General features: G+C 70.7%; 10 protein-coding genes. 5 read left to right on the top strand and 5 right to left on the bottom strand.

Annotated elements, in window-relative coordinates:
* Nucleotides 1–34: 34 nt before the first annotated feature.
* Nucleotides 35–1,165, bottom strand: coding sequence for a hypothetical protein (locus AB0I81_RS07100; RefSeq protein WP_360651329.1), 1,131 nt, complete (start codon nt 1,163–1,165; stop codon nt 35–37).
* 158 nt (nt 1,166–1,323) lie between these two features.
* Between AB0I81_RS07100 and AB0I81_RS07105 the strand changes: the two genes are divergently transcribed.
* Nucleotides 1,324–4,212: an AAA family ATPase gene (locus AB0I81_RS07105; protein WP_360651332.1), complete on the top strand. Its 2,889-nt coding sequence runs from the start codon at nt 1,324–1,326 to the stop codon at nt 4,210–4,212.
* Between the two features lie 2 nt (nt 4,213–4,214).
* Nucleotides 4,215–5,093, top strand: coding sequence for an alpha/beta hydrolase (locus AB0I81_RS07110; protein WP_360651335.1), 879 nt, complete (start codon nt 4,215–4,217; stop codon nt 5,091–5,093).
* A gap of 13 nt (nt 5,094–5,106) precedes the next feature.
* Here the strand turns inward: AB0I81_RS07110 and AB0I81_RS07115 are convergent, their stop codons facing one another.
* Nucleotides 5,107–5,592, bottom strand: a complete 486-nt coding sequence (locus AB0I81_RS07115; protein WP_360651338.1) for a glutathione peroxidase — start codon at nt 5,590–5,592, stop codon at nt 5,107–5,109.
* Between the two features lie 188 nt (nt 5,593–5,780).
* On the opposite strand from AB0I81_RS07115, the gene AB0I81_RS07120 reads away from it, so the two are divergent.
* Nucleotides 5,781–6,176 (top strand): transglycosylase SLT domain-containing protein, encoded by a 396-nt coding sequence (locus AB0I81_RS07120; protein ID WP_360651341.1) that lies wholly within the window; start codon nt 5,781–5,783, stop codon nt 6,174–6,176.
* A gap of 333 nt (nt 6,177–6,509) precedes the next feature.
* Nucleotides 6,510–7,010 (top strand): lytic transglycosylase domain-containing protein, encoded by a 501-nt coding sequence (locus AB0I81_RS07125; protein WP_360651344.1) that lies wholly within the window; start codon nt 6,510–6,512, stop codon nt 7,008–7,010.
* A gap of 67 nt (nt 7,011–7,077) precedes the next feature.
* Here AB0I81_RS07125 and AB0I81_RS07130 read toward each other — a convergent pair whose 3' ends face one another.
* Nucleotides 7,078–7,731 carry a TetR/AcrR family transcriptional regulator C-terminal domain-containing protein gene (locus AB0I81_RS07130; protein WP_360651347.1) on the bottom strand — a complete coding sequence of 218 codons (654 nt, stop codon included), beginning with the start codon at nt 7,729–7,731 and terminating at the stop codon, nt 7,078–7,080.
* An 83-nt stretch (nt 7,732–7,814) separates the two neighbouring features.
* Between AB0I81_RS07130 and AB0I81_RS07135 the strand changes: the two genes are divergently transcribed.
* Nucleotides 7,815–8,930, top strand: a complete 1,116-nt coding sequence (locus tag AB0I81_RS07135) for a ferritin-like domain-containing protein (protein WP_360651350.1) — start codon at nt 7,815–7,817, stop codon at nt 8,928–8,930.
* A gap of 2,995 nt (nt 8,931–11,925) precedes the next feature.
* Here the strand turns inward: AB0I81_RS07135 and AB0I81_RS07140 are convergent.
* Entirely contained in the window at nt 11,926–13,239 is a 1,314-nt protein-coding gene (locus AB0I81_RS07140) for a HAMP domain-containing sensor histidine kinase (protein WP_360651353.1), read from the bottom strand.
* Between the two features lie 47 nt (nt 13,240–13,286).
* Nucleotides 13,287–13,760 carry a nucleoside deaminase gene (locus tag AB0I81_RS07145; protein ID WP_360651356.1) on the bottom strand — a complete coding sequence of 158 codons (474 nt, stop codon included), beginning with the start codon at nt 13,758–13,760 and terminating at the stop codon, nt 13,287–13,289.
* Nucleotides 13,761–13,941 lie beyond the last annotated feature (181 nt).

A 13,941-nucleotide genomic window follows, 5' to 3' on the forward strand; every position in this document is an offset into this window, starting at 1 on the left:
ATCGTCTTCCCTGCGGATCGGTTTCGCGGCGCTCCTACCGGCCACCGGCATAGCGACGTGGAAGGATCATGACCGGGTTGTCGTCGAGGATCACCTCCGGCGGGCCGAACTCCGCAGCGACCCGCCTGATCTCCGGGTCGTCGAGGAGCAGCAGCCGCCCCTGCTCGACGAACACCTCCCCGTCCACCACCACGGTCGGCCGGTCCACCTGGCAGTCGCAGTGCGCGAAGCCGGGCCCGGTCGTGACGGGCACCCCGTCGGTGAGGCCGTCGATGCCGCAGTAGAAGGCCCCGGCGTGTTTCTCCCGCTCGAACTGTGTGCCACCGGCGATGCGCACCTTCGGGTTCAGCCCGAACAGGCCGTGCCGCATGTAGAAGCCGCCGGGCGCGTAGCGGCGCAGTTGCGCGGCGGCGGCCCCGCCCTCGATCTTGCGGACCAGATTGCCTTCGAGCGTGATGCGCAGCGGCTCCTCCGGCACGCCGGTGACGGTGGAGTCCTCGACGACGATCACGCCTTCCGTCTCGGTCGGCCAGAAGTTGGCGCCGCCGTACGGGAAGGGCCGCCAGTCCCCCGGCCGCAGCCCGCCGGGGCCGGGGTCCTCGAAGGTCAGCCCGGAGAAGGTCACGTCCGTGCCGCGCCCGGAGGTCACCCTGATCGAGGTGGCCGCCGAGAGCTGGGGCAGCGCCCGCCGCAGCAGCGCGTAGTAGATCTCGGGGGGCAGCCGGCCGCCGGTCAGCAGCGCGCCCGCCGTGGCGGTCATGTGCAGGGACAGGAAGCGGACGGAGCTGGCGGCGATCTGGTCGAAGAACAGCGGCGCCGTGTGCACCTCGCCCCACCAGGTGCCGCTGATCACGACGTCGGCCTCGCGGAAGGCGGCCGTCTCGAGGCCCAGCTGCGCCTGCCTGTCCCAGCCGCCCGCGCTGAACGGCGGCACCGACAGGATCCGCACGTCGGCGTCGCCCATTGCCGCCGCGGCGGCAATGGCCTGCACGACGACCGGATCGACGGTGTGCTCCATCATGAGCAGCACCCGGTCGCCGGGAGCCAGCCGGACGTACTCGCACAGGTTGCGCACGCCGGGCATCAACTCGACGATCGAGTACGGCGACACGGCCGGCTCCGCGACGTAGCTGAAGGGTGATCCTGCGTACGGGTTGATCGTCATCACGAGCTCCCTGGACGGACGTTCGAGGCGGCACGGCGGCGAAACCGGCCACCGCGTAGATCGGTACCCGTCAGCGCCAATGCATACCGTTCCCGCTCGACTACGATGCGTACTTCTCTGCGGGCGAACGTCCAGGTCGGGACATAAGGTATGTCTCTATGCTTTTCGGTAGATCGGCGGAGATCGCCGCCATCGACGGCGCGATCTCCCGGGCCCGTGACGGCGCGGGCGGCGCCCTGGTGTTGCGGGGCGAGGCGGGTGTGGGCAAGACGGCCCTGCTCGATCTGGCCGCCACGCGCGGCGGCTCCATGCGGGTGCTCAGGGCCACCGGCGTCGAACCCGAGTCGGACCTGGCCTTCGCCGCCCTGCACCAGTTGCTGGGGCCGGTGATCGGGCTGCTGGACGTGCTGCCCGCACCGCAGCGGGAGGCGGTACGCGGGGCGCTCGGGCTGGACAGGGCCGCGTCGGGGGATCGCTTCCTGCTGGCCGCCGGGGTGCTGTCGCTGCTGGCCGAGGCCGCCGCGCCGGACGGGCTGGTCTGCGTGGTGGACGACTTCCAGTGGGTGGACCTGGCCTCGGCCGACGCCCTGCTGTTCGCGGCCAGGCGGCTCGGCACGGAGCGGGTCGCGATGTTGCTGGCCGTACGCGGGGCCTCCCCGGCGGTGAAGGGCGTCCCTTCGGTGGAGATCGGCGGCCTCCCTGAACCGGCGGCCACCGAACTGCTGGACGCGGCGATCTCCCTGCCGGACGCGGTGGTCTCCCTGCCGGGCGCGGCGGTCTCCCTGCCGGGCGCGGCGGTCTCCCTGCCGGGCGCGGCGGTCTCCCTGCCGGGCGCGGCGGCAAGCGGACTGCCCGATGCGGTGGCGTCCGGGTTGCCGGGCCAGGCAATCGGATCGCCGGGTCCGGCGGTCTCCGGGCCGGTCAGGCGCAGGCTTGTGGCGCTGACCGGGGGGAATCCGCTGGCCTTGCGGGAGAGCGTACGGCTGCTGAGTCCTGACCAACTCGCCGGCCGTGAGCCGCTGCCCGACCCGCTGCCGGGCGGTGCGCAGCTCTTCGGCGAGCAGGTGGCCGCGCTGCCGGCGCCCGCCCGCGTGGTGGCGCTGCTGGCGGCCGTCGAAGGCGATCTCGACCTGGTGTTGCGGGCCGCCGACCACCTGGGCGCGGGCCGGGCGGCGCTGCACGAGCTGGAGGTGACCGGCCTGGCGCGCGTCGAGGGCACGTCCGTACGTTTCCGCCACCCGCTCATCCGGTCGGCGGTGCACGAGGCCGCGACCCCGGCGGCCCGCCGCGAGGCCCACGCGGCGCTGGCCGGGCAGGCCGAAGGGGATCGGCGCGCCTGGCATCTCGCGTCGGCCACGCTCGGTCAGGACGAGAGCGTCGCCGCCACGCTCGCCGGCACCGCCGCTCAGGCCCGCGACCGCGGCGGATATGCCGACGCCGCCACCGCGCTGGCCAGGGCCGCAGAGCTGACCCCCGAAACCCTCACCAGGGCGGTCCGGCTCAAGGACGCCGCGGTCGCCGCCTGGCTCGGTGGCCGGCCGGGCCAGGCCGAGTCCCTGCTGGCCGAGGCCCGCGAGCAGGCCGGGGACGACGCCGCGCTGCGGATGGAGCTCGCCCAGTTGCGCGGCCGGTTCGAGCTGAACTCCGGCAACGCCGCCGAGGCCGTGCGGATCCTGGCCGCGGGCGAGAGCCTGGGCATGCTGGCCGACGCCGCGGAGGCGGCCTCGTACGTGGGCGACACCGCGGCCATCGTCGAGATCGGGCGGCGGGCGGCGCACCTGCCCCGGAGCTTCCTGCGGGACGTTCTGACCGGCATCGGCCTGATGCTCGCCGACGGCACCGGCCGCGACCTGCTCGCTCAGGCGCTCGGGAGGACGGACGAGCTGACGGAGGCGGCCGAGTTCCTGTGGGCCACGGCGGCGGCCAGTTACCTGGGCGAGGCGGACCTGGCGGCCGAGCTGGCGGCGCGGGCGGGCCGGGTGGCCAGGGTGTCGGGGATGATCGGGCAACTGCCCGTGGTGCTGGAGTTCGTGGCCACCGGCGAGCGGATCGCCGGGCGGCTGGCGGAGAGCAGGGCCGTCTCCGAGGAGGGGCTGGAGCTGGCCCGCGAGGCCGGGTACGGCAACACGGTGGCCGCCCACCTGGCCAATCTGGCGGTGGTGGCGGCGTTGCGGGGCGAGGAGGAGACGTGCCGGCGGTACGCCGGGGAGGCGCTGGCCATCGCCATCCCGCACCGCGTGGGCCTGCGCGTGGGCGTGGCCGAGTACGCGCTGGCCATGCTGGACCTGGGAATGGGCCGGTTCGCCGCCGCGCACGACCGTTTCGCCGCGATCGCGGTGGCGGGTCCAGGCGCTGGCCATCCGACCATCGTGTGGCGCACGACCCCGGACCGGATCGAGGCAGCCGTGGGAGCGGGTGACCTGGCGGCCGCGCGGGCGGCGCTGGAGGCGTACGAGCGGTGGTCGGCCGGTGCGGCAGGCGCCGATACCACCGCGCTGCTGGCGCGGTGCCGGGCGCTGGTCGGGGCGCAGGACGATCCGAGCGCCCTTGAGGAGGCGCTGCGGCTGCAGGCGAACCCGTACGAAGCGGCCAGAACGGCGCTGCTGCTGGGCGAGCGGCTGCGACGCGGCCAGCGGCCCGGCGAGGCGCGGGCGCACCTGAGGACGGCGCTGGAGACGTTCACGCGGATCGGCGCACGACCGTGGGCGCGGCGCGCGCACGGCGAGTTGCGCGCGGCGGGTGAGACCACCGAGGCGATCCACGGCGGCCAGCTGAGCGAGGCGGCCCGCGGCGGGACGGGCGAGGGCGCCGACGGGGCGGTCGGGCCGGCGCTGGAGGTGCTGACGCCGCAGGAGTTGCGCATCGCCGGCCTGGTCGCCGACGGCCTGTCCAGCAAGGAGATCGCCGGCCGGCTCTTCCTCAGCCCGCGGACGGTCGAGTACCACCTGTACAAGATCTATCCGAAGCTCGGCATCGGCACCCGTACTGAACTGGCGCGGCTAGTAGTTCTACGGAAGGCCCCGGCGGCGGGACAGGACATGCTTTGAGCATGCAAAACGACATCTGGAGCGAAGAGTTCGGCGCCGCCTCCGACGCGCCGATCGTGTTGATCATGGGTTCGATGTCGCAGGGGATCCTGTGGCCGGAGGAGTTCGTCGGCAGGCTGGCGGCCGGGGGCAGGCGGGTGATCAGGTACGACCACCGCGACACCGGCAGGTCCCGCACCGTGGACTTCGCGAAGGAGCCGTACACGTGGGAGGACATCAAGGACGACGTGCTGCGGGTGATGGACGCGCACGGGCTGGACAGCGCGCATCTCGTCGGTCATTCGGCCGGCGGGCTGCTCGGCCAGTACATCGCGGTGGAACGGCCGGAGCGCGTGCGCACGCTCACCGTGATCGGCTCCTCGCCGCTGGGCGGCGGTGAGGGCGCGGTGATCATGCGGGCGCTCATGGGAGAGCCGCAGCCGGAGGGCAGCCTGCCCGGGCCGACGCCCGAGTTCGTGGCCGCCTTCCGCGCGATGATCACCGCCCCGCCGCCCGCGAACCGGCGCGAGCGGATCGAGGCCATGATCGCCGAGCAGCGCGCGCTGCACGGCACGGCGCTGCCGTTCGACGAGGACGCCGCGCGCCGCCTGCAGGAACGTGTCTACGACCGCGCCCGCGACCTGGACGCGGTGGCCAACCATCGGCTCGCCGCGGCGGCCAGGCCCGACTTCGAGCCGGTGGGCGTGCTGCACCGGGTCAAGGTGCCCACGCTGGTCATCGAGGGCACCCACGAGCCGGCCAAGCCCGGGCACGGCGCGCTCATCGCCGAGCGGATCCCGGGCGCGCGGCTGCTGATGGTCGAGGGCATGGGGCACACCCTGCCGCCGGAGACACACGAGGAGCTGGCGCGGGCCATCCTCGCGCACACCACGGAAGGCTAGTCGCTACGACGAGTCAGAGCAGTTTCTCGATCGCCGAGGTGATCGCGGGGTCGTCAGGGGTGGTACGGGGGCGGAAGCGGCCCACGATCTGGCCCTCGCCGTCCACCAGGAACTTCTCGAAGTTCCACTGCACGTCTCCCGCCTGCCCCTCCTGGTCGGAGGTCTGGGTCAGCTCGGTGTAGAGCGCGTGCCGGCCCGGGCCGTTGACGTCGGCCTTCTCCAGCAGCGGGAAGTCCACGCCGTACGTCGTGGCGCAGAAGGTCTCGATCTCCTCGGCCGTGCCGGGCTCCTGGCCGCCGAACTGGTTGCAGGGCATGCCGATCACCGTGAAGCCGCGCGGGCCGTACTGCTGCTGGAGCTGGACCAGGGCCCCGTACTGCGGAGTGAGGCCGCACTTGGAGGCCACGTTGACGATGAGGGCGGGCTTGCCGCCCGTCAGGTCACGCAGCGTGGTCGGGGCGTCGGCGAGGGTGCGGAGCGGGATGTCATTGAGGCTCATGTTCCGACCCTACAGAAGGAGTCAGGATGAGAAATGTGACGCAGACCTCATTCTGACGCCAAATACCCAGAAAAAGGCATATATCGAGATCTTTACTCACGATCTACGTTTTCATGGTCAATTCGCTGTAAAGACGGCCTTTCGGGCAGGGTGGCGCGGTCCACGAAACCCCTCGAAAGGGAACCCGCATGCCCATGCTCCGCCGTACCGGCGTCCTGGTCCTGACCGCCACCCTGGTGGCGGCGGGCGGCGCCTCGGCCGCACAGGCGCAGAGCTCCCAGACCAGCGGCAAGAACAAGTCGATCGCCAAGGCCATGGTGGCCACGCGCGGCTGGGACCGTAACCAGTTCGTCTGCCTGGTGAAACTCTGGGCCCGAGAGAGCGGATGGAACCACCGCGCCGGCAACGGCAGCGGCGCCTACGGCATCCCGCAGGCGCTCCCCGGCCACAAGATGGCCTCCTCCGGCCGCGACTGGCGGACCAACCCGCGCACGCAGATCAAGTGGGGACTCGGCTACATCAAGCAGCGCTACTCCTCGCCGTGTCGCGCCTGGGGGCACTTCCAATCCCACGGTTGGTACTGAGTCAAACCCCAGAAATTCCCGCTGATTGCGGCAAGGCCCGCCCAACGGGGCGGCGGACCGGGCAATCCCGCCGCAGCGAACGGGCCTTTTATCCGCAACGTTCGGACAAACACCTCACCTACGCGTGTCCCGGTGTGTGACCCACGGTGACAACGCGTAATAGGAATCGTGCTAAAGGACACGTCGCGGAGCCCTCCGGGCCGCCCAGCACGACCGGGCGGAACAGGATCCCGGAGGGCCGCGCGGACCCTCCTCGTCCGGGCCACGGACGCGGATCGGCAGGGCGACGGCTGAGTGCGCCCGTCCGCACGCGACCCGGCAGTGAGGATCGTCGTGGACGGCATACGCGTGCTCAGCGGAACTCTGATCTCTCTAACCGCGGTGACCGCGCTCGGCACCGCCCTACCGGCCAGGGCCGAGAGCGGGCCGCAGACCAGGACCGCCCTACCGGCCAGGGCCGAAAGCGGACCGCAGATCAGGACCGGAACCTGGACCACGTCAGCGCAACCCAAGATGGCGGCCGTACGGCCCGCCAGCAGGAACAAGAAGATCGCCCTCGGCCACCTCGTTCAGCGGGCCTGGAACTATCAGGAGTTCCGCTGCCTGGACAACCTGTGGACCAAGGAGAGCAACTGGAACCACCGGGCGCTCAACCACTCGTCAGGGGCGTACGGAATCCCGCAGGCCCTGCCCGCCGGCAAGATGAGCGGCGCGGGCCGGGACTGGAAGATCAATCCAGAGACGCAGATCCGGTGGGGCCTGGCCTACATCAAGGGGAGGTACGGCAGGCCGTGCGGCGCCTGGGGGCACTGGAAGTCACACAACTGGTACTAGCAGCCGGCGGGAGGGCGTCCGGCGCGGATCACCGGATGCCCTCCCAACGCCCCTCCCGCACTCGGGCTCACCCTCGGTTGGTGCCCTCCCGATGGCCCGCCTGCGCCTCGGCCGCCGTGATGAGCAGTTCGAGGCCGAAGTCGAACTCGGCCTCGTGGTCACACTCCCCCAGGAATTCCGCCAGCGAGCTGACCTCGGGAAACAGCGCCGGATCGATCCCGTCGGCGTTGATCGTCCTGGTGTGGTCGGGCGCGAACGTGGGCGTCACGCCGACCTCGCGCAGCAGCGAGCCCACGATGTAGGCGATGAACATCCGCAACATCCGCACCGCGTCGGCCCCGCCGAACCCCGCGCTGCGCAACGTGGCCAGCGCCCGCTCGACCGGCAGCAGCCCGGCGGCGGAGTGCAGTTGGCGGCTGACCACGAGCATGGTCGAACGCGGATAGTGGTGGGCGATCTGACGGAAGGCGCGCGCCTGCATGCGTACGCGGTCGGTCCAGTGGGCGTCGGGGTCGTCGGTGAACTCGATCTGGCTCAGCACCGACTCGGCCACCCCGTTGAGCAGGGCGTCCTTGTTCGGGACGTGGTTGTAGAGCGACATGACGCCCACGCCGAGCTCTGCCGCGATGCGCCGCATGGAGACCGCGTCGGCGCCCTCCCGCTCGATGAGGTCGATGGCCGCGGCGACGATGCGTCCCCGGGTGAGGGGCTCGGTGGGCATAGCTCATTCTATTGACGCGCGTACGTCGCACGTGCAAGCTCGGAGCACGGACGTACGGTGTACGTATCCCCCTCGGAGGTCCCATGTCGACCCACGATCTCTACACCATTCCCGCCGGGCTCTCCACGTGGAACGTCGAGATGGCCGGAGCCAGCCGGTTCACCTGGGAGTACGACGACGGCCGGGACCGCATGCTCGCCCTGTACCAGAAGGGCAAGGACAAGCAGTGGGACTCGACCAAGCGCATCGACTGGGACCTGGAGGTGGATCCGTACAACGTGCTCGGGATCCCCGACGAGACCATCGCCATCTACGGCACCCCGCTGTGGGAGCGGATGAGCGAGCAGATGCGCAAGGACGTGCGGCTGCACGGGGCCGCCTGGCAGTTCTCCCAGTTCCTGCACGGCGAGCAGGGGGCGATGATCTGCTCCGCCAAGATCGTCGAGACGGTGCCCGACCTGGACTCCAAGTTCTACGCGGCCACGCAGACCATGGACGAGGCCCGCCACGCCGAGACCTACGCCCGCTTCCTCCAAGAGAAGGTGGGCCTGGCCTACCCGATCAACGAACACCTCAAGTCACTGCTCGACAGCACGCTGAGCGACTCGCGCTGGGACATGCCGTACCTGGGCATGCAGGTCCTCATCGAAGGGCTGGCGCTGGCGGCCTTCGGCGTCATGCGCGACATCACCACCAAACCGCTGCCCAAGCAGATCCTCGCCTACGTCATGCAGGACGAGGCCCGTCACGTCGCCTTCGGCCGGATGGCGCTGCGCGACCACTACCGCGGCCTGACCGAGGTCGAGCGGCGCGAACGCGAGGACTTCGTCATCGAGGGCTGCTACCTCATGCGCGACCGGCTGCGCGGCCGGGAGACCTGGGAAACCCTGGGCCTGTCTCCGGCCGAGGTGGCGGAGGCCATGGAGGCCACTGACCGGTCGGACTATCTGCGGGCGTTCCGGTCGCTGCTGTTCAGCCGGATCGTGCCGTGCGTTAAGGACATCGGGTTGTGGAGTCCCCGGTTGCAGGAGGCGTACGCGGAGATGGGGGTGCTGGAGATGGCTGGGCAGTCCCTTGACACCCTGATGCGGCAGGACGAGGACATCGCCGACAAGCTCGACACGGCCCGCTTCGCACAGGAAGAGTCCGAACGGCACGCCGAGGTCTCCGAGACGATCACGCTGGGCGCGGAATCCTGACCCCGCGGTCGCTCGCTTCGGCACAATTGAAGGCGTGCGGCAGATCATGACCTACCAGGACGCCGTGGCACTGCTCGGCGGCCCGAGCAAGATCACGAACGTCCTGGACAAGGCGTCGTCCCTCGCGCTGTTCGGAACAGCCGCGATCGACCTGTTCGACGCCCGCGCCGAGGCGGTGCGGCTGGGCGACCAGTTCATCCGCAGGCTGCGCGACAGGGTCAAGGGCCTGAGCCGGTACGACACCACGCGGCGGCTGTGGGCGGCGCACGCGGTCATCGTGGTCACCGCCTATCTGGAGGCGCTGGCCGAGGTGGACGTGCTGCGCGAGCTCACCCCGCAGGACCAGCGCAGGATCACCGGCACGGACGTGGGCCCCATCCGCCTTCACACACCGCAGCCCTCCCCCGACCGTCCTTACGAGCAGGTTCTGCACCTCCTATGGAGCGAATACGCGGAGACGACCGACATACTGCTCGCCTTCCTCTCCGGGCTCGCGTGCTGGGACAAATGGAGTGAGACCCAGCGGGACACCCTGCGCACGGACATCCCCGTGAGGTCGATCCGCCGTTACGAGGAGTTGTTCCGCCGCCTGGCCGCCGAGTTCCCCGAGGTGGCGTGCTGGGCCGACCGCATCGACCACCAGGCCACCCGGGCGGAGGTCAGAAGCCTCGCGCGCGGGCTGGCCGGCATCGAGGAGCAACTGGCCAGGATCCCCGCCACCCGCCACCCGTCCGAGCGGCTGACGGCGCTGATCCGATCGAACCAGGCCACGCTCGGCCGCCCGATCCTGTCACACGCGCGCACCCCGGCCGGGATGACGATCCCGACGCTGGACCAGGGTTATGTCAACCCCGGTTACCGCCTGCTAGGTTCACGCGACCCGATCACCTCCGAGGAGGCGTGGGCGGCTTGCCCGCGCCGCGATGACCTGGACCTCTTCCTGACCGGCCACCTCACCACCCCGGCCGCCACCGATGCGCCCCTCCTGGTGCTCGGCCAGCCGGGTGCGGGCAAATCGGTGCTGACGCGCATGCTCGCGGCCAGGCTGCCCGCCGGCCAGTTCCTCCCGCTCAGGGTGGAGCTGCGCGCCGTTCTCGCGGACAGCGACGTACTGGCGCAGATCGAGCACGGCATCAGGACCGCGCTGGACGAGCCGATGTCCTGGCCCGACTTCGTGCACGCGGCCGAGGGCGCGCTGCCGGTCGTCATGCTCGACGGCTTCGACGAGCTGCTCCAGGCGACCGGCGTGAATCAGGCCGACTATCTGGAGCGGGTCGCCCAGTTCCAGCGCGACCAGGCGGAGAAGGGCCACGCGCTGGCCGTGGTCGTCACCTCCAGGACGGCGGTCGCGGATCGGGCGCGCGTGCCCTCCGAGACGCTGGTCGTCCGGCTGGAGCCCTTCGACGAGGCCCAGATCCGTCAGTGGGCCACCACCTGGAACGACGCCAACCACGGATACTTCGGCTCCCGCGACCTGGAGCCGTTCCCCCTGGACAAGGTGCTCGGCGTGCGCCAGCTCGCCGGGCAGCCCCTCCTGCTGACGATGCTGGCCCTCTACGACGCCGACACGAATGCCCTGCGCCACATGCGCGACGACCTCCACGAGGCCGAGCTGTACGAACGGCTGCTGCACGGCTTCGCACTCCGCGAGGTCGGCAAGTCGCACGCGCACCTCACGGACGAGGACCTGGACCGGGCAGTGGAGGACGAGCTGCTACGCCTGTCGATCACGGCGTTCGCGATGTTCAACCGTGGCCTGCAATGGATCGAGGAGCACGACCTGGACGCCGACCTGGAGGCGCTGCACCCCCAGGAGTCGCACCGCCGGCCAGCTGGCTTCCGCCGTGCCCTGACCCGCGCGGAAGGCGTCATCGGCGGGTTCTTCTTCATCCACACGACCCAGGCACTGCGGGACAACGAGAAGCTCAAGACCTACGAGTTCCTGCACGCGACCTTCGGCGAATATCTGGTCGCCCGCCTGATCGTCAGAGAACTCGCCGACATGGCCGAAGAGCTGGCCTTCGCCGAGTCCCGCCGCCGCCCCACCCGGCCGGACGACGCCTACCTGCACGCGCTGCTGTCGTTCGCGGCCCTCAACGGCCGCTCCCCCATCGTGGACTTCCTCAAGCACGGCCTCGGCCACACCATCCCACCCGATCACCGGGCGCTGCTGACGCGGTACCTGTGCGAGCTGTTCTCGGAGTCGCTCCGGGCCAAGCCGCGCCCCGCCTACGACGCCTACGAGCCGGTGCAGGCCGAGCTGACCGCCCGATGCGCCGCCTACAGCGCCAACCTGATGGTGCTGGCCGTGCTGTCGTCGGACAAGCCGATCACAGGCGCGGAACTGTTCCGTGTCAAGCAGCCGGAGCAGGCGAACGAGCGGTGGCGCCGGATGGCCCGACTGTGGCACTCCCAGCTCAGCAGGGCCGAGTTCGACTCGCTCATGCGCACGATCGCGGTCCGCCACTTCCTGCGCGACGGAAGCAGGACGATGGAGGTCGCGTTCGACCGGGACCCGATGTTCGACTCCCGCGACCTGGTCTTCTTCACCTGGCCCGACAATGCCATGGCGGACTTCGAGCACAGCCTCGCGATGAGAGACTCAAGCTGGATGCGGGAGATCTCCTTCCGCGACGACACCACGCTCGGACATCTCTTCGTGAACCTGCTTCCTTACATGACGCAGATCGACCCGGGAGGGCTGGACGCGTATCCGCACGGCCCCGTCGCCACCCTGCTGGCGATCACGCTGAACCGCGAGCCCGACTTTGCCACCTATAGACGGGCTCTGGCCCAGGCACCGACCCCTGCCTATGTGGCGCGAGTGCTCAGGCAACTGGAGCTGGACGCCCCCGAGATGGCGGGCGACGAAGTGCTGGCGCTCCTGCGCAATGCCTGCGAGATCTGGGATGAACCGGAACACCTGTGGCGCATCTTCCAAGGCTTGGCGGACCGCCCGGACGTCAGACGCTGGGAGTGGGACGAGATGGCAGAGCTACTCTCGGGGAAGGCACAGGATCATGCGCGTCGCCGTCCCTTCGGCGACTTTCAGGTCCCCTCCATGGGCCCTGGCGATGTTCCTGGCGATGGGCAGGCCGAGCCCGCTCCCCCCGGTGTCCCGTGACCGGGTCCGGTCCAGCCGGGTGAACCGCTCGAACACCCGCTCCCGCATCTCCTCGGGAATCCCCGGCCCGTCATCCGTCACCTCCAGCACGGCGGTATCCCCGTCCCCCCGCACAGTGACCCGCACCATGGAATCCCCGTACCGATCCGCGTTGGACAGCAGGTTCGTGAGCACCCGGGCCAGCCGCAGCCGGGTCCCCCGCACGCATACGCCCGGCTCCACGTCCAGGGTCACCGGCAGCCGCCCGGGTCGCCGGCCCACCTCGTCCTCGACCAGCCGCCCCAGCTCGAACCGCTCCACCGGCGGCTCGGCCCCCGCGTCCAGCCGGGCCATCAGGAGCAGGTCGCCCACGATGTCCGACAGCCGCTGCGCGTCGTCCAGGGCCGCGCGCCAGTCGGCCTCCGTGCGTTCCTCCATGCCCGCCTCCAGCCGCACGATCAGCGCCGTGATCGGCGTGCGCAGTTCGTGGGAGGCGTCGGAGACGAAGCGGCGCTGGTGTTCGACGGCGTCCTCCAGGCGGGTGAGCGTGTCGTTGACGGTGGTGGCCAGCTCGGCCACCTCATCCCCGCTCGGCGGCACCTCGACGCGCCCGCTGAGGTCCTCGGCGCTGATGCGTTCGAGGCCGCGCCGGATCCGCTCGACGGGGGCGAGCACCCGCCCGACCCCGTACCAGGCGGCCCAGCCCATCAGCGCCAGGAGCACCGCCGATGAGCCGAACAGGATGGCCGGCAGGAAGGACGAGCGCAGCAGGAACGGCTCCCGCACGGCCGCGTAGGCGACGATCGGGCCGTACACGGTGGCGCGGTTGCTGGTGCCGACGACCATCATGCAGCCCGCGGGGCTGCACAGCCGTTCGCTGACGCGCGAGTCGCCGCCGGAGGGCCTGCTGCGGGTGAGCGGGGGGCGGCCGGCGAGGCCGGTGCTGGCCGCCACCACGATGCCGCGCTCGTCCACGACCTGCAGCAGCCCGACGCCGTCCTGGGGCGGGATCGGGCCGGCGATGCGCTGCCGGTCGACCAGGGTGGTGACGCGCCGGCTGGCCTCGTCGGCCTGGTCGACAAGGTCGGACCGAGCCCGTACGGGGTACGTCGCCGAGATCATCCCCACCCCGGCCAGGAGGATGACGCCGAACGACCCCACCGTCGCGATCGTCATCCGTGCCCTGATGGAGCGGCCGTGCACCATGTGTCCGACTGTGCCACCCGGTATACAAACCGGCGGTCAAACGCGCGTCAGCCGTGGTAGCGGCGATGCAATTCGCGTACCTCACCGGCCAGTTCGGGCACCGGCCCCTCGACGGTCACGCCGGGCGCGACCTCGTTGACGGGCAGCGGGCGCACGGGCGAGGCGGGCACGCCGAGCTCGGCCAGCCAGCCGGTGAGCATGGCCGAGGAGGCGACGTACACGATGCGGCCCAGGCCGACCCACGCGTGGGCGGCCGAGCACATCGGGCAGTGCTCGCCGGAGGTGTAGACGGTGGCGGTGGCCCGCTCCTGCGGCGTCATGTGCTCGGCCGACCAGCGGGCCAGCTCGAACTCGGGGTGCCGGGTCTGGTCGCCGCCGGACGTCCGGTTGTGGTCCTCGGCCAAGACGTCGCCGTCGCCGGAGACGAGCACGGAGCCGAACGGCTCGTCGCCCACCTCCAGGGCCCGGGTGGCGAGTTCGACACAGCGACGCAGGTGCGGCAGTTCCGTTTCACCGATCACGAAATTTTCCTTCTTCCCGCACGTCAGAACGAGGGTAAGGGGTTGCCGAAAGTACATGAACTTTCACGTTTCCGCACGTCATGTACAGGTACCCCACCCCGAGGCCACAGAAAATCGGTTGATCCCACGTATTAGCCTAAGAGGGATGCCTCCCGATACGCACCAACCTCGCCGTCCCCTG

It is taken from the genome of Nonomuraea sp. NPDC050404 (assembly GCF_040655495.1).
Taxonomy (GTDB): Bacteria; Actinomycetota; Actinomycetes; order Streptosporangiales; family Streptosporangiaceae; genus Nonomuraea.

Bases quoted from the DNA above. Each gene is read 5' to 3' on its own strand.
- AB0I81_RS07100 (WP_360651329.1), bottom strand. From the start codon at position 1,165: ATGACGATCAACCCGTACGCAGGATCACCCTTCAGCTACGTCGCGGAG.
- AB0I81_RS07105 (WP_360651332.1), top strand. From the start codon at position 1,324: ATGCTTTTCGGTAGATCGGCGGAGATCGCCGCCATCGACGGCGCGATC.
- AB0I81_RS07110 (WP_360651335.1), top strand. From the start codon at position 4,215: ATGCAAAACGACATCTGGAGCGAAGAGTTCGGCGCCGCCTCCGACGCG.
- AB0I81_RS07115 (WP_360651338.1), bottom strand. From the start codon at position 5,592: ATGAGCCTCAATGACATCCCGCTCCGCACCCTCGCCGACGCCCCGACC.
- AB0I81_RS07120 (WP_360651341.1), top strand. From the start codon at position 5,781: ATGCCCATGCTCCGCCGTACCGGCGTCCTGGTCCTGACCGCCACCCTG.
- AB0I81_RS07130 (WP_360651347.1), bottom strand. From the start codon at position 7,731: ATGCCCACCGAGCCCCTCACCCGGGGACGCATCGTCGCCGCGGCCATC.
- AB0I81_RS07135 (WP_360651350.1), top strand. From the start codon at position 7,815: ATGTCGACCCACGATCTCTACACCATTCCCGCCGGGCTCTCCACGTGG.
- AB0I81_RS07140 (WP_360651353.1), bottom strand. From the start codon at position 13,239: ATGGTGCACGGCCGCTCCATCAGGGCACGGATGACGATCGCGACGGTG.